At 53.1% G+C, this 15,403-nt stretch carries 12 protein-coding genes and 1 pseudogene; 4 read left to right on the top strand and 9 right to left on the bottom strand.

The window, feature by feature from the left end; translation table 11 throughout:
* The coding region (locus ACLUYS_RS06235; RefSeq protein ID WP_412659396.1) for a DUF308 domain-containing protein at positions 1-245 on the top strand (245 nt) is incomplete at its 5' end.
* A gap of 115 nt (positions 246-360) precedes the next feature.
* Here the strand turns inward: ACLUYS_RS06235 and ACLUYS_RS06230 are convergent.
* From ACLUYS_RS06230 to secA, 5 genes and pseudogenes are all read right to left on the bottom strand, one after another.
* Positions 361-1,272: a hypothetical protein gene (locus ACLUYS_RS06230; protein WP_412659395.1), complete on the bottom strand. Its 912-nt coding sequence runs from the start codon at positions 1,270-1,272 to the stop codon at positions 361-363.
* 287 nt (positions 1,273-1,559) lie between these two features.
* A pseudogene (gene fucO / locus ACLUYS_RS06225) lies at positions 1,560-2,701 on the bottom strand (lactaldehyde reductase).
* 227 nt (positions 2,702-2,928) lie between these two features.
* Complete coding sequence (gene cysK / locus ACLUYS_RS06220; protein ID WP_230267769.1) at positions 2,929-3,858, bottom strand: cysteine synthase A; 930 nt, start codon at positions 3,856-3,858, stop codon at positions 2,929-2,931.
* 325 nt (positions 3,859-4,183) lie between these two features.
* Positions 4,184-5,285, bottom strand: a protein-coding gene (prfB, locus tag ACLUYS_RS06215; RefSeq protein ID WP_230267768.1) for a peptide chain release factor 2 whose coding sequence is annotated in 2 segments (ribosomal slippage) — positions 4,184-5,212 and positions 5,214-5,285 — 1,101 coding nt in all. Because the reading frame shifts where the segments join, the coding sequence is not laid out codon by codon here.
* Positions 5,285-7,726 (bottom strand): preprotein translocase subunit SecA, encoded by a 2,442-nt coding sequence (gene secA, locus ACLUYS_RS06210; RefSeq protein WP_230267767.1) that lies wholly within the window; start codon positions 7,724-7,726, stop codon positions 5,285-5,287. The genes prfB and secA overlap by 1 nt, the downstream gene beginning before the upstream one ends.
* Before the next feature lie 908 nt (positions 7,727-8,634).
* Here secA and ACLUYS_RS06205 point away from each other — a divergent pair.
* A complete protein-coding gene (locus ACLUYS_RS06205; protein WP_412659394.1) occupies positions 8,635-9,933 on the top strand; it encodes a CAP domain-containing protein in 1,299 nt (432 codons plus the stop codon).
* Between the two features lie 222 nt (positions 9,934-10,155).
* On the opposite strand, the gene ACLUYS_RS06200 is transcribed toward ACLUYS_RS06205, so the two are convergent.
* The 4 genes from ACLUYS_RS06200 to ACLUYS_RS06185 all read right to left on the bottom strand — a co-directional run bounded on the left by ACLUYS_RS06200 (position 10,156) and on the right by ACLUYS_RS06185 (position 13,697).
* Positions 10,156-10,635 carry an S-ribosylhomocysteine lyase gene (locus ACLUYS_RS06200; RefSeq protein WP_230267765.1) on the bottom strand — a complete coding sequence of 160 codons (480 nt, stop codon included), beginning with the start codon at positions 10,633-10,635 and terminating at the stop codon, positions 10,156-10,158.
* Between the two features lie 121 nt (positions 10,636-10,756).
* Positions 10,757-11,608, bottom strand: a complete 852-nt coding sequence (locus ACLUYS_RS06195) for a Cof-type HAD-IIB family hydrolase (RefSeq protein ID WP_412659393.1) — start codon at positions 11,606-11,608, stop codon at positions 10,757-10,759.
* On the bottom strand, positions 11,592-12,653 hold the full coding sequence (locus ACLUYS_RS06190) for an A/G-specific adenine glycosylase (RefSeq protein ID WP_230267763.1): 1,062 nt from the start codon (positions 12,651-12,653) through the stop codon (positions 11,592-11,594). The genes ACLUYS_RS06195 and ACLUYS_RS06190 overlap by 17 nt, the downstream gene beginning before the upstream one ends.
* 198 nt (positions 12,654-12,851) lie before the next feature.
* On the bottom strand, positions 12,852-13,697 hold the full coding sequence (locus ACLUYS_RS06185; protein WP_412659392.1) for a hypothetical protein: 846 nt from the start codon (positions 13,695-13,697) through the stop codon (positions 12,852-12,854).
* A 408-nt stretch (positions 13,698-14,105) separates the two neighbouring features.
* Between ACLUYS_RS06185 and ACLUYS_RS06180 the strand changes: the two genes are divergently transcribed.
* Both ACLUYS_RS06180 and ACLUYS_RS06175 read left to right on the top strand, forming a co-directional pair.
* A complete protein-coding gene (locus ACLUYS_RS06180) occupies positions 14,106-14,951 on the top strand; it encodes an HAD family hydrolase (protein ID WP_288339505.1) in 846 nt (281 codons plus the stop codon).
* Positions 14,948-15,403, top strand: a 456-nt coding sequence (locus ACLUYS_RS06175) for a nitrilase-related carbon-nitrogen hydrolase (RefSeq protein WP_412659391.1), incomplete at its 3' end; no start/stop codon positions are given. The genes ACLUYS_RS06180 and ACLUYS_RS06175, both read left to right, overlap by 4 nt.

Here is a 15,403-nt window from a genome sequence, read left to right as displayed (position 1 = left end):
TCGGCGTTCTGCTCGTGATCAACTCGATTGTTCAGATTCAGTCTTCGCTCGTCTTAAAAAGCTATGGCGCTTCGAGCTGGGTATTCTCCCTGGTTGTTGCCCTCTGCCTTCTGGCTCTTGGCATTTTCCTCGTCATCAAACCCGGATCCATCATCGATACGATTATGACGATTGCCGGCGTTGCGCTGATCGTTCAGGCAGTTGTTCTCTGCTTTGACGCCTTTGCGACACGCAAGAGCCGCTAAGCGCCATTTATTGCAATTCACATTTCTTCGGTTTTAAAAGCACCGGCTGTTCGATCCCGATCAGCCGGTGCTTTCGTCTAGTATGGAAGCTTCATTTGAATCGCATCGGAATGAATCAGGCGTTTTCCAGCAAAACCAGCTTTTCGAGAAGACCTTCTTCTTCCAGCTGCGCTTTGAGTTCCTGAAGCGTCTTTTGATCGATGCGATCGTTTTGTGCGCTGTAAAGGGCTTCTGCCAGAGCGCACAGTGCGGTGGAATGCAGGATTTCATTCATGAGACTTCCTGCCAGAACGCGCTGCTTTCTGTCGTTGAGAATGGAAAAGTCAAATGAAGTATCCGAGGCAAAGCGTGTGTAGTCTTCCAGCCGGGTATCGTCGGGACGATTAAAGCCGGGCACGCCAAGTTCCGCCAGATACGGACAGACACCTTCACGAAGCAGGCTGAGAAGCGCCTTGGCTAAAAACAGAACGGACGCGCTCAGATCCGGATTTTCCATGTCTTCATAGTAAATTTCCAGATCCATCGCCGCTTCCAGAAACTCTCTGGTCTGCGCATCCATCGCGGTGCACAGAATCGGACGGAAACCAAAGAAGGCATCAATTGTCGGCTCTTCTTCATCCTCTTCAGTTTCATCCTCTTCGCCTTCGGCTTCTTCTTCGCTTTCCTCTTCTGCGGTCTCTTCTTTTTCAGCTTCCTGTTCTTCGCTTACGAATCCAGCCGGCTCCTCTTCCAACGGATCAGCGCTCTGGTTTACGGAATCTGGATCGGCATTTTCTTCCATACGCTCTTCTTCAACGCCGCTTTGCGCGCCGTTTTTCTGTTCAGAATCGGTCTCTGTCTCCGGCTGTCCTGTACTCTCGGTATTAAACATGTCCGAGAGATCGGACATCTGCCTTGCAAGCGTCTGCATATCCATGTTCTGGGCAAGATTGTGCGCCTGCTCCAGAATCTGTTCCTTTTCTTCGTCGCTCATCGCATTCAGCATTTTCTCAATTGCGCCGGACGTTAAAAAATCAAACATACCCATATTCTGTATTCTCCTTTCTTCCAGAGCGTTAACGGACTGGATTCTTCTTTATCGCTTCCATTTTAGGACAGACGCCCTGCCGCACCAAGAAATCCGAAATTCTCTTCAGACGCCCACAGGCAGACACAACCGGTCGACAAGGAATAAAGAAACAGGACAAAAAGAAATGCGGCTCTGATCGTTCAGGTCCTTGATCGGATCTTTGTATCAGAGCCGCAAATCGGTTCAGAACAGCGTATGTTTCCGGATCCGCGTCGTCATGCTTTACAAAAGCGGATCGCGTCAGATTACATCAGTTCACGGAACAGGTCCTTCATGTCCGCAACGGAGGTTTCTCTCGGATTTCCCGGACGGCACGCATCTGCATAGGCGGATTCGGCAAGGAAATCGAGATCTTCTTCGCGCAGCGCATCCAGCTTTTCTGGAATGCCTACGTCGGCGGAAAGTTTCTTCACCGCGTCAATGGCGGCTTTGCGGTATTCCTTTTCGCTCATGCCCGTCGTATCGACGTCCATGGCTTCCGCAATTTTTCTGAACTTATCGCCGGTTGCTTTCTGGTTGTATTCCATCACGATGGGCGGCAGGATTGCGCACGCTACGCCATGGGGCGTGTTGTAGATCGCACCGAGTGTGTGCGCCATGGAGTGGGCAATGCCCAGGCCGACGTTCGAGAACGCCATGCTGGTTACAAACTGATCAAGCGCCATGCCTTCACGGCCTTCGGGGTCGTTTTCGACCGTCTTGCGCAGATTCTGGCTGATCAGGTGAATGGCTTCCAGGTTGAGGCAGTCGGCCAGTTCCCAGGCCGCTGCGGTCGTGCAGCCTTCAATGGCGTGCGTCAGCGTATCCATTCCGGCTGCAGCTCTGAGCCCTTTAGGCATGGAACTCATCATGTCGGGGTCAACGATCGCCACGTTAGGAATGTCGTTCGTATCGACACAGACGAATTTACGCTTGCGTTCTGTATCGGTGATCACGTAGTTGATCGTCGCTTCGGCAGCGGTTCCTGCTGTCGTCGGGACAGCAATGGTGAAGACAGTCGGATTTTTCGTGTCGGCAACGCCTTCGAGCGAGCGAACGTCCGCAAACTCAGGGTTGTTGATGATAATGCCGATGGCTTTGCCGGTATCCATGCGCTTCCTTCGCCGACGGTAATCATGGAGTCTGCACCGGATTCCTTATACGCTTTGACGCCGTGCTGCACATTTTCGATGGTCGGGTTGGGCTGGATGTCGAAATTGACTGTGTAGTCCATGCCGTTCGCGTCGAGCAGATCGGTAATTTTCTTCGTTACGCCAAATTTCACCAGATCCGGGTCGGTCGCGATAAACGCTTTTTTGAAGCCTTTGCTTCGGACGATTCCAGGAATTTCCTGAATCCCCCCTTTGCCGTGATAGGAAACGGCATTGAGAACAAAACGATTTACCATTTTCTTTTTCTCCTGTTTTTGATGTAACCCTTTACATTTCTGGATATAAAGCATATATCGCAATTTTTATGCCGTATGGGGGGAGAAAAGCGGTATATATCGTCAAAACCAGCGAGTTGTGCCTGCAGCGCTTCTTTAAAACCATGTGTCCGCTATACGGCAAACGGCAGGCCCTTTGCGGCCTGCCGTTTTCTCATATTCTTTTTCGATTGTGTATCTGTATTCGATCAGTCTGTAAACATTTCGCTGGAAAGATAGCGATCGCCGGTATCGGGAAGGAGCGCCACAATGAGCTTGCCTTCGTTTTCCAGACGGGAAGCCAGTTCTAAAGCCGCGGCTGCCGCCGCGCCGGAGGAAATGCCGGCCAGAATACCTTCCTTGCGCGCCAGATCCCGGCCCGTTTTCAGCGCGTCTTCGTCGCTGACTTCGATCACTTCGTCATAAATCGAGCGATCGAGCGTATCCGGAATGAAGTTGGCGCCAATGCCCTGCAGCTTGTGCGGACCGGCTTTGCCGCCCGAAAGCAGCGGAGAGCCGGCGGGTTCGACCGCCACGATTTTCACATTCGGATTTTTTTCCCTGAGGTATTTTCCGACACCGCTGAGCGTTCCGCCCGTGCCGACGCCGGCAACAAAAATGTCGACCTTGCCGTCCGTATCTTCCCAGATTTCCGGACCGGTCGTCAGATAGTGCGTTTCAGGGTTGTCCGGATTTTCAAACTGACCCGGTACAAAGACATCGCCGATTTCTTTTCCGATTTCTTCGGCTTTGGCTACCGCGCCGGCCATGCCTTCTCTGCCTTTGGTCAAAACGACTTCCGCGCCGAAGGCCTTAAGCAGATTGCGGCGTTCTATCGACATAGAATCCGGCATAACAATAATCGTGCGATAGCCTTTGCGTGCGCCCACGAGCGCTTCGCCGATGCCGGTATTTCCGGAAGTGGCTTCAATAATGGTCATGCCTTTTTTCAGGCGCCCTTCTTTTTCGGCTTTTTCAATCATGTGCAGCGCAATGCGGTCTTTTGCGGATCCGCCCGGATTGAGCGCTTCCAGTTTGAATACCACGCGGGCTTTCGAATCGTTTTCCTGTTCCAGTACACCGGCTTCCACCAGGGGCGTATTGCCGATCACATCCAGAATCGTCTCATGAATTTTCATTGGAAATCCTTTCTTGCCATCCTGAACTGGCTTTTACTTTTGGGATCGGCCTGGGAGCACTCCCGCATGACGATCGGACCCCGTCGTCAGCCGCAGTCCGCTCAAAAGCCGTCCGTTTTTTATCGTCCTGTTTCCATCCTATCGCTCTTCATCGAGAGTGAGAGCGCGGCGTCTGGAAAATGTCCCGTTTCCCGGCTTTCCTGAGCGATTTTGAAAAAGTCTGTTTCTGCCGAATCTTTTTCTTTCCGCTTTGCAGCATACAAAAAACCAGTCGGCATCTCGTTTTGAGCGCCGGCCGGTTTACAGCCTTGTACAAAATTCGCGATCAGCTGACCTGGGAGTTCAGCCAAGCGAAGATGAATCCGTCCAGATCCCCGTCGAGCACGCTCTGGGCCTGACTGGTTTCGCAGCCGGTTCTTGCGTCCTTGACCATCGTGTAGGGATGCAGAACGTACGAACGGATCTGGGATCCCCATTCGTTAGCTTTGACTTCACCGCGCAGTTCGGCGATTTTCTTCTGCTGGTTTTCGATTTCCAGCTGAAGCAGCCGGGATTTCAAAATGCGCAGGGCTTCTTCACGGTTCTGAATCTGACTTCGTCCAGACTGGCAGGTCGCCACGATGCCCGTCGGCAGGTGGACCATGCGAATCGCGGAGTCGGTCTTGTTAATGTGCTGACCGCCCGCGCCGGACGCGCGTTTGGTTTCCACAAGAAGATCTTCCGGCTTGATCTCGATTTCGATGTCGTCGTTAAACTGCGGCATGACTTCCACCGACGCAAACGAAGTGTGACGGCGAGCACCCGCATCGAAGGGCGAAATGCGCACCAGACGATGCACGCCTTTTTCGCCTTTGAGATAGCCGTAGGCTTTTTCGCCCTCAATCAGGATGGTCGCCGATTTCAGACCGGCTTCCTGTTCTTCCTGATAGTCGAGCACGGTTACTTTCCAGCCCTTATTCTGTGCGTAGCGGGTGTACATGCGATAGAGCATGGACGCCCAGTCGCACGCTTCCGTTCCGCCGGCTCCCGGATGGAATTCCAGAATGGCGTTGGAATCGTCGTATTCCCCCGACAGCAGAACCTTCACCTGGAAGGTTTCCATTTTCTTTGCGGCCTCTTCCATTTCTTCCGAGGCCATTTCCAGCAGATCCTCGTCCATCTCTTCCTTGAGCACGTCATACGCTTCCGAAACGGAATCCATGTCGGCGCGCAGTTCGTTATAGGAGGTGACAATGTCCTTTAAGGAGTTCTGCTTGCGGATTACGCTCTGGGCTTTTTTCTGATCGCTCCAGAAATCTTCCGCCAGCATCTGCCGGTCGTAGTCTTCAATCTGCTTTTCCTTGGATGGCAGGTCAAAGCGACTCACCCAGAGAGTCCAACTTCTCCAGGTGAGTAGCAAGCATTTGTTTCAGTTCAAAAAGTTCCATTACTTCTGCACTCTTTCTTTAGCGGCTTCCCGAACCTGCTCGACCTTGTTCGTCGGCTGCGGTTTCGGCGCGCGGAATTTCAGAAGGTTCGAAACGATTTCGCGGTCGATTCGACGGTTCATTTCCTCGAACATGTCAAAGCCTTCCTGCACGTACTGCTGCAGCGGGTTGTTCTGGGCGTAGCTGCGCAGACCGATGCCGGCGCGCAGTTTTTCCATCAGGTCGATGTGCGCAACCCAGTTGCGGTCGATGGTGGCCAGAACGATGTCCTTTTCGTAGCGTTTGAACGGTTCACGGACGAGATCGATTTCTTCGTCGAATTCTTTCCATACCCGGTTGAAAATGTAGTCCTTGAGTTCGTTGAAGTTCTTGCCTTCGAGCTCCTCGACATGGAAGCCGCGATCGCCTTTCAGGCCGAGCACTTCGAGGGAACGGACGAGTTCCGGCAGGTCGACTTCGCCTTTGCGCTCATCCGACAGGTCCGCCTGGAGCGTCTGCTCGATGACTTTTTCCATCATCAGTCTGACCATATCCGATACGTCGTCGGATTCGAGAACTTTGTTTCTCTGGTCGTAAATGATTTCACGCTGTCTTCGCAGAACGTCATCGTAGTCCAGAACGTTTTTACGGGTATCGAAGTTCGAGCCTTCGACCTTCTTCTGAGCCATTGTAATCGAACGGGTAACCTGTTTGGACTCAATCTGCCCTTCGCCCAGCGAAGAGAACAGGTTTTTGAGCTTGTCGGTACCAAAGCGAACCATCAGATCGTCTTCGAGAGAAACGTAGAAGCGGGAGAATCCGGGGTCGCCCTGACGGCCGGAACGGCCGCGCAGCTGGTTGTCGATACGACGGGATTCGTGACGCTCGGAACCGAGAACAGCCAGACCGCCGAGTTCGCGGCTTTCCTTAGTCAGCTTGATGTCGGTACCGCGGCCAGCCATGTTGGTGGCGATCGTTACGGATTTTGGACGGCCGGCCTTGGCGATGATTTCCGCCTCGCGCGCGTGGTTTTTGGCGTTCAGCACTTCGTGCGGAATGCCTTCGTCATTGAGCATCTTGTCAAGCAGTTCGGAAACTTCTACGGCGATGGTGCCGACCAGAACCGGCTGGCCCTTTTCGTAAAGTTCCTTGACTTTGGCAACGAGCGCTTTGTATTTATCGCTCTTGTGCACGTAGATTTCGTCCGGAAGGTCCTGACGGGCGATCGGACGGTTTGTCGGGATGACGATAACGCGCATGTTATACGTGCTTAAGAATTCCTCTTCCTCGGTCTTGGCGGTACCGGTCATGCCGGCCAGCTTGTCGTACAGACGGAACAGGTTCTGGTAGGTAATCGTAGCCAGGGTAGACGTTTCTTCCTTAATCGGCACGTTTTCCTTCGCTTCGATGGCCTGGTGCAGACCTTCGGAGAATACGCGTCCCGGCATGGTACGTCCGGTGAACTGGTCGACGATGACGATTTCGGAATCATCGCTGACTACGTATTCCACGTCCTTGGTCATGATGTAGTTGGCACGCAGCGCCTGGTTGATGTGGTGTACGAGCTGGGTATTGTTCAGGTCGTACAGGTTCGGTACATTGAAGAACTTTTCGGCTTTTTCTACACCGCTGTCGGTCAGAATGCACTGACGGATTTTTTCATCGATGTCGTAGTCGCCGGAAAGCAGTTCCTTTTCCTTCGTTTTCTTGTCGTATTCATACTCCGGAGCGGTCAGAGTCTTTACGAAGCGGTCGGCCGCAATGTAGAGGTTTGCGGTATCTTTCGAACCCCCGGAAATAATCAGCGGGGTTCTCGCTTCATCGACCAGAACGGAGTCGACCTCATCGACGATGGCGACGTGCAGGCCGCGCTGTACGCGGTCTTCGACGCGGCGGGCCATGTTGTCGCGCAGGTAGTCAAATCCAAGTTCGGAGTTGGTGGTGTACGTAATGTCGCAGTTGTACGCTTCTCGTTTCTGCGCTTCGCTCATTTCATGCTTGTTTACGCCGACGGTCAGACCCAGGAAACGGTAAATTTCGCCCATCCAGGCCGCATCTCGTCCGGCGAGGTATTCATTGACGGTAATAACATGAACGCCTTTGCCTTCGAGGGCATTCAGGTAAACCGCCATAGTGGCTGTCAGCGTTTTACCTTCACCCGTTTTCATCTCGGCAATGTCGCCGCGATGCATCGCAATGGAACCTTCAACCTGCACTTTGAACGGCTTTTCACCGATCACGCGGCTGGCGGCTTCGCGGGCTGTTGCGAAGGCTTCCGGCAGAAGATCATCAAGCGTTTCGCCTTTGGCAAGACGTTCACGGTATTCATCGGTTTTATGTCTCAGTTCATCATCAGACAGATTCTTCATTTCCTGCTCGCGGGCAAGAACGAGATCTGCTGTTTTTTCCAGTTTTTTCAGTTCTCTAGCGTCCTCAGAGAACAGACCTCCAAAAAGAGCCATGTGTTTCTCCTCTCAAATCTCATACGAATTCATTTCATTCTATCATAGCCGCTCATGAACCTCTATGGCTTATTGAAAGCGGATACGGCCGGAAAACCCGATCCGTACGGGTTTTCCCTGCCGGCTTTTTCCCCGAAATTTTCGCATTTTTCCTAGAAAGTCTACAGGAAAAGCACGGCTTGCAGGAATGAAAAGTATCATACGCTATTCAGCATAAATACACCGTTAAATATTGGAAATCTTCTTTACGGATCATTATTTTTGCGTATTTAAAAAGCCTGCATGCGCTTTTTAATACATCCGTTTCTTCTTTTTTCCATTTTTCTATACCGCCATTCGGCCCGTTTCATCTCAAAGGGATGAGAACGTCATACCAGTCTGAATGCTTCCTTCTCAAAAGAGCGGCCGGTTCTGCCCGGACCCCCTTCGATTCCGACTGTTTTTTTCAGTCGTCGAAAGGGATCCGGACAGCCTGTCGTTTTCACAGAGCTTTTGAAGATTTTTTCGAGAAAGCTTTCCATCGTCTTTGCGGAAAGCGGACCCGATTTTCCAAATGTACACGGAAAACGTTTTACATCGGAAAAATCCTTTATCCGAATGGATCGGTCTGAAGGGAATTTCACATGCGCCAGGAGCGTGATCCGATTCCTGTTTTTTCTCTTCTGTCTGCCTTTAAACCGGTGGAGTGTTTTTTCGTCGGTTCTGACGAGAAATGCTTTTCTCTAATGCGAAGCCGCGATGCCACGCGGTTTTCGATTTGGCGCGATCCGTGTCAGAATAGGCTGGTCAGTCTGCACAGAAGAAACCGTGTATGGCATGAGGCTGGCGTAATGCGGCCGCATGTGCTTTTCCGGTCTCGCCGCATGGCAGAAGCGTCGGATTTACTGTGCAGAAACAAGGAGGAAAAGATGAAGAAAAAAATCCAGTCTGCTCTGGTCCTTGCGCTTGTCGGGCTTCTTGGCGCGAGCACGCCCGTCAGCGTGATGGCTAAGGAAAGCGAAGAGTCTGCATCCGCAGAACTTCAGCCGATGCAGCAGGAAAGCAGCGAGACATACATCCTGGACAGCAGCGACGCGTATACCCCGTATGATGAAGACATTCTCCCGGAAATCGCACACGTCAATATCGCGGTTCCCTACGATTCAAAAACGGTCGCCCAGTGGCTGGCACCATACCGGCATCAGGACCCGATGGCCCTGGACGTTCTTGGCTTTTTCATGACGCAGTCGCCGGCAGCCGCCTCGATTCTGGCTTTCGGTCTCGAAAACACGCTTGGCTCGCTGGATGATCCCAACGACACCATCACGCTTCCGCATTTCTGGATGGCGCTCGACTATATTGATCAGTGCAACCAGATTCGGGCTTCGGAAGGTCTTCCAGCTCTTGGCGTAACGTATTCCCTGATGGCCATTTCCATGGTGCAGGCCGACGCGTCCAGCAGTCTCGAAGATCATACCGGTCTTTTTAGTGTGGGCGAAAACCTGAGCTGGGGACAGATCCCCGGCGTTCCGCTTGGCCAGTTCATGAATCCGTTTTACGGCTGGTACACGCTGGAAAAGCCATCCAATGGCGGCCACTATCAGAACATCGTAAACAAGGACTATACCGTCACCGGTTTTGCGGTCGGCACAAACAACCGTACCGGATACCGGTCCGTTTTTGGTCAGGTCTTCCAGTACAGCCCGAACGGCGAACCCGTCTATACGACCGATCAGATCCGCGCGCAGCTGCAGCAGTATGCGCAGAACGCTGTAGAGGGTGCCTATCTTCCAAAGACCCCGGAAAACACGCAGATCATGTTTCGCATGTACAATCCAAACTCCGGCGAACACTTCTATACCGCCGTGCTCAGAGAGCGCAACGCGCTGATTGAAGCCGGCTGGTGGTATGAAGGCATCGGCTGGCTGGCCGCCAGCAGCGGCAAGCCGGTTTATCGTCTCTACAACGAAAACGCGGGCGATCATCACTACACGATGAGCGAAAAGGAAAGAAATTTCCTCATCACGCAGGGATGGAAAGACGAAAAGATCGGCTGGTATTCTCCGGAAAATACGGAAAACGTGCAGCCGCTTTACCGGGCCTACAATCCAAACGCGAAAGCCGGCTCCCATAACTACACCGCCAGCAGGCGCGAACAGGACTTCCTGACTGCTAACGGCTGGAAAGACGAAGGCATTGCCTGGTACGGCATTCCGTTCGCGGACTAAACGGTCTTTCGCTTTTCCGCATTCTCGATAAACCTCTCGCCTGCCCGTTTCGAGCGCTCGAAACGGACAGGCTTTTCCTGCTTAAAACTTACGTCATCCAATGGGCCATACAAAACAAAAAGGAAACGACGGACCCGCTTTGCCTGTACACGGCTGTGCGAGGGAATCGTTTCCTTTTTCTCTGTTCGATTTTCCTTATTCGTTTTTCCGGAAAGCCGGGGTCTAGACTTCTTCGCGCTCGAAGGCGTTGCTGGAAATGCCCTGTGCGAGAATGCGGGTCGCCCAGGCTTTGGCGCCCTCAAGCGAATGTTCCCTATAGTTGCCGCACTCCTTGCGGTGCAGACCCGGAACCTGATCGATGGTCGTTTCCGTCACCTGTTCGAGCGCTTTTTTCAGCGCCCTGGCCGCTTCTTCGCTCGTCGGTTCGCCCCAGACGAGCAGATGGAAGCCGGTGCGGCATCCGTAAGGCGAGCAGTCGATATAGCCGTCGAACTGAGGACGCAGGTATTTGGCGAGCAGATGCTCAAGCGTGTGGAGCGACGCGTTGTCGATAAAATCGAGGTTTGGCTGCGTAAGACGAACGTCAAAATTGGAAATGACATCGCCTTTCGGACCGGTTTCGGTGCCGATCAGCCGAACGTAAGGCGCGATCACCTTGTCGTGATCGAGCGTAAAGCTTTCAATGGTATCTTCCTTTTTCATAACAGTAATCCTTATTCCTTTGTGTATGTCCAATGTGTATGTCCAAATCTTCAGGAAAGAAGTCCTGCATGGGCAATTCAGAATTGTGCAGTCTGCTTCCGTGTTTCGATCCAGACGGGGTTTATTTCGATGACTCCGGCTTGTCCGGCTGCAGGGGAGGCTGGGTGAGAATGTACTTTTCCATGAACACCGCCGTACCGTCGTGCCGGTTGGAGGCGGTGACGTATTTCGCGGCTTCTTTTATGGCCGGCAGCGCATTGGCCATGGCCACGCCGACCGTTCCCGCTAACATTTCCAGATCGTTATTGTCATTGCCAAACGTCACGACTTCATCCAGCGAACAGCCAAAGCGCTCGCACGCCTTTTTGACGCCTTCCAGCTTGGAAAGCTGCGGATGAACAAATTCCAGCAAAAACGGTCCGGAGCGAAATACGCGGGCGGTTTTCAGGCGGCCCGGCTCGCCGCTTTTCAAATAGCGGGAAATGGTCCAGGGCATGCCGACGGCCATGAATTTCAGACTGTTTCGCAGCAGCCAGTCGGGTCTGACTTTGTGAAAGCTCAGCCGGTTGCGTCTGGCCATCTGGCGTACGATCGGATTGTCGGCTGTTGAATACAGCCCGTCTCCATGATATTCCGCCATCGCCAGACGATAGCCTTTTAAAGATTCCATGACCGGCGCGATCGCTTCGGGCGTCAGCCAGTCGGTTTCTTCGATGCTTCCGGTCGCCGGATCCATATACATCGCGCCGTTAAAGCCGATCACAAAATCCACATCCTGATCGATCCCCCACAAAGCGAGCATCGTTTTGAGCGCCACCGCCGAACGGCCGGAGCAGATGCCAAATTTCACGCCGCGATTTCGCAGCGCGCATATGGCGTCCTTGTTTCGATCCGTAATTTTTTTCGTGCTGTAGAGCAGCGTGCCATCCAGATCGCAGACGACCATTCGGATCGGCTTATTCAGTTTTTCCATGTATGACCTCCTGAGATCTGTGCATTCCGAAATGAAGCGGGATATCTTCCTTTTTCAGAATTTTGAGCGTGCGTTTTAAAAACGGAAGAAAAGCGGAAGGAATTGAGCAGTTTGCGCAGGCGCTTTCCAGCCGCAGAAAATCCGTCTGTTTTTCCGTTTCGACAAGCACGCCTTCCATGCACCATTCGCGGTGGCTGAACAGATGGCGGTGTTCGCCAAGCGGCTGTTCAGACAAAACGGGATCCGGCTTTTCTTCGTCAAACTGATACAGTCCCGCAAGCAGGCCCGACGCCGGACGCTTGCGCAGATGAATCCAGATCGACCCGTCCGCGTCTTTCGCATACCATACGTACACTGTAAATTTTTCCTGCGGCCTTGCAGCTTTCTGCTTGGGAACGGGAAGACGCAGAGGATTTTCGCTGCGGCCGCTTACGCAGTCCGGATAAAGCGGACAGTCCGCACAGCGCGCGGCTTTCGGCGTACAGATCAGAGCGCCCAGTTCCATCAGCGCCTGATTCCATAAGGGCATCCATTTTTCTTCGGGCAGATCGGCCTGGACGCGCTTTTCGAGTCCTTTGCGGTTTCTGGCGATCGAAAAATCGTCTTCAAGGCCGTAATAACGGGCGTAGACGCGGATGACGTTTCCATCGATGGCACTGACGCGCTCGCCATAGGCAATCGATGCGATGGCGCCGGCGGTATAGTCGCCGATGCCCGGCAGAGCTTTCAGTTCCGCCTTCGTTTTTGGAAGCTTTCCGTCATAGCAGTCGACGCAAAGCCGCGCCGCTTTTTTCAGATTGCGAGCTCTCGAATAGTAGCCCAGGCCCTGCCAGAGCTTCATCAATTCATCGTCATCGGCGTCGGCAAGCTTTTCGATGGAGTCGTAGGCGTTCATAAAGCGCTCGTACGCGCCAAGTATGGCCTCAATGCGGGTCTGCTGCGCCATGATTTCGGAAACCCAGATTCGATACGGGTCCCGGTTGCAGCGAAACGGAAGTTCGCGGTGATTGTTTTTGTACCATTCCAGCAGGGCATTCTGATTCATGGCTCCCATTATAGAAAATCCGCCGTATCTCCTCAAACGGCTCCCCATAGGACTCCTGCCCGATCGTACGCATCGGAATATGTCCGCTGCTTTCGGCCTTCGTCCTGTGAAAAAGGAACCGCGCGGGTTCCTTTTCTTTTTCATCGTTTTTCCAGTGTTGCCGTCTTTGGCGTCTCGTCTGGCCTGTACGCTTTTGTCTTAGAGCAGCTGCAGGCTGACAAACTGCGCGTTTCCGGTCACAACCACATTTTCTTCGTTGGCCGGAATCAGAACGGCTGTGCCAGCCTGGGCGTGAATGACTTCGTCTTTCTGGCTGATCACGGCTTCGCCGCCGATCAGAAGCAGAATCTGATAGCTCTCATCCGTTGTGGAAAGAACGATCGAGCCGTCGAGTTCGCATTTATCGATTTCAAAAACGGACGTGTAGCCGATCAGCGAATTTTTCGCCTGACCGTCCTTCACGTAAAACGTCTTGCCCTCATCGGCGATTTTCGGCTGGGTGCCGTCGCCTTTAAGCAGCGAACTGAACATGAGCACAAACGCCGGTGCGGTCAGGACCAGAGTCAGACCCGGATTAAACGCGAACACGCTGCCCGGCTCGGTCGGCCACGCCAGAAAATCGTTCTGAAGGGAAGCCGGTTCAAAACCCGCGTGATCGCCCGGAAGACTCAGGGCTTCTGTCTTATTGAAATAGATCACTTGTTCAGCCGGCGCTTCCATCGTATAGACGATCGCTTCGTTTTCTTCGTTGTTGATGATGACCGAGCCGTCCTGGGGCGTGCTGATTTTTTCGATTTCAAACGGGACATACAAATACGGTCTGGACTTCTTGCCCAGCGTCTTTTCGTCCTGGCGGGAATACCAGTCGTAAACGGAAAGACCCGCCAGCTCGGTATTCACGAGAATCGAAGACGTTTCCGGCGTACCGGAAAACAGGAAAAAGGCCTGTTCATCCAGATTCTGACGGCTGACGCTCAGCAGTCTTGCGTCCTTGGCTGCACTCGATTCCACAACCGACTGCGGGGCACACTTATAAATTGCCATTGTGAATTTTCTTCCTTCCTCCGGCTATAGCCTTCTCTCTTGCGCAGGTCACGCTGCCGGACTTTGTTTCGGGAATCCGCTCGGATCGCGTGTTTCACTTCCCGATTTTTTCTTACTGGTTTCAGTTTAATCCGCTCCCTGCCCCACTCTGGCGCCATTGCCTGTTCAATCGCAGAGTTTTTCCTCGAAAGGCCTCGTTTGAAAGATCCTGTCTGGGAATGCGTCGGTTTCTGGATTCTTTTGAACCCAAGCGTTTTGGTTTGCGTGCGTATTCCGGTACGCTTTTTCTATCGTTAGATCGGCTTGTCGAAACGCAGGCGGCCTGCCGCCTTTTTCGGCCACAGCCATCTATACAAAAATCAGAATCGAATCATCCATTCGAATCCATGAAAAAGGAGGTCCTCGTTTATGACCCGTCCAAATCCCGATTTCAATTCTCTGTCTGTACCCGATTCTTCCCAGCGCAAAATTCCCGCAGATGTGCGCGCCGTCTTCTTTGATATTGACGACACGTTTTTCAGCCATCGTCTGGGCCGTATTCCCGAAGGCTATCTGGAGATGGTCCAGAAACTGAGAAAACAGGGGGTGTTCTGCGCGCTGTGCACCGCCCGCTCGCTTGAGCTTTCCGAAATCCTGCTCGGGCCCCAGAACGGACTGTGGGACGGGGTTGTCGCTGGAAACGGCGCCTGCGTCTATGACGAAAATCAGAACGTTCTCTTCTGCAAGACGCTTGATCCGCATACGATCGAAGCGCTGATCGAGACCGGGCGAAAACATGATGCCGGATTTTTCGTTTCCGGAAGCCAGGCGTTCGTCTTTGATAACGCAAAGTATTATCAGCCAAAACTCGACTCCATCCATACGCCCGTACTGCCGCGTCACGCGTGGACTCCCGAGCAGTCCCTGAGCGTAATTTCCATGTGCGTGCCCGATCCGCTTGCCCTGCGAAAGGAGCTGGACGCTCTGGATGGTCTGTTCGTGCACTATACGAAATATTCCGCAGACATTTCCCGCGACGATCTATCCAAGTTTGAAGGCATTTCCCGGCTCATGAAGCACTGGAATCTGCCCGAGCACGCCTATGCGGCCTTTGGCGATTCCTTCAACGATCTCGACATGCTCGACAACGCCGCCTGTCCGGTGGCCATGGCCGAAGGCGAACAGACCGCGCTCGATCGCTATCCGGCCCATACCCCGCCCGTCGAAGAAGGCGGCATTGCCGCCTGGATGAAAGCGCAGGGGTGGATCGAATGAAAGCCGCCATTGCGCAGATCGAAGTCACCGACGATCTCGAAACCAATCTTTCTAAAGCGCTCGTTCAGATCGAACAGGCGGCCGCTTTGGGCGCCGATCTGATTCTTTTTGGCGAACTCTGGAATACGCCCTTTATTCACGAAAACATCCGGGCCCACGCCCACGACAGCAAAGTCATTCTTCCTGCCTTTTCCAGAGCGGCCAGAGAAAACGGCATCTGGATTCTTGCGGGCACCATTCCGCTTTTTCATGAAGACAAAAACAGAAGCGGCGGCGAAAAATCGCTCTACAACACGTGTCTGGTCTTTAACGATCAGGGCGAAATCGTCGCCCAAGCCGACAAGCTGCATCTTCTGGAAGTGCATACCCGAAAAAACGACTACAGAGAATCGGAAGTTTTTACTCCCGGCGATGCGCTCGTTCGCTTTGCGAGCCCGTGGGGAAATATCGCT

The sequence above is a fragment of the Allobaculum sp. genome (genome assembly GCF_047010065.1).
Classification (GTDB): domain Bacteria; phylum Bacillota_I; class Bacilli_A; order Erysipelotrichales; family Erysipelotrichaceae; genus Allobaculum; species Allobaculum fili.
The sequence above is the reverse complement of the archived record's forward strand: the minus strand, read 5'-3'. Positions and strand labels throughout refer to the sequence as shown.

Coding starts and splice junctions, on each gene's coding strand:
- ACLUYS_RS06230 (WP_412659395.1), bottom strand. CDS start 1,272: ATGGGTATGTTTGATTTTTTAACGTCCGGCGCAATTGAGAAAATGCTG.
- cysK (WP_230267769.1), bottom strand. CDS start 3,858: ATGAAAATTCATGAGACGATTCTGGATGTGATCGGCAATACGCCCCTG.
- secA (WP_230267767.1), bottom strand. CDS start 7,726: ATGGCTCTTTTTGGAGGTCTGTTCTCTGAGGACGCTAGAGAACTGAAA.
- ACLUYS_RS06205 (WP_412659394.1), top strand. CDS start 8,635: ATGAAGAAAAAAATCCAGTCTGCTCTGGTCCTTGCGCTTGTCGGGCTT.
- ACLUYS_RS06200 (WP_230267765.1), bottom strand. CDS start 10,635: ATGAAAAAGGAAGATACCATTGAAAGCTTTACGCTCGATCACGACAAG.
- ACLUYS_RS06195 (WP_412659393.1), bottom strand. CDS start 11,608: ATGGAAAAACTGAATAAGCCGATCCGAATGGTCGTCTGCGATCTGGAT.
- ACLUYS_RS06190 (WP_230267763.1), bottom strand. CDS start 12,653: ATGAATCAGAATGCCCTGCTGGAATGGTACAAAAACAATCACCGCGAA.
- ACLUYS_RS06185 (WP_412659392.1), bottom strand. CDS start 13,697: ATGGCAATTTATAAGTGTGCCCCGCAGTCGGTTGTGGAATCGAGTGCA.
- ACLUYS_RS06180 (WP_288339505.1), top strand. CDS start 14,106: ATGACCCGTCCAAATCCCGATTTCAATTCTCTGTCTGTACCCGATTCT.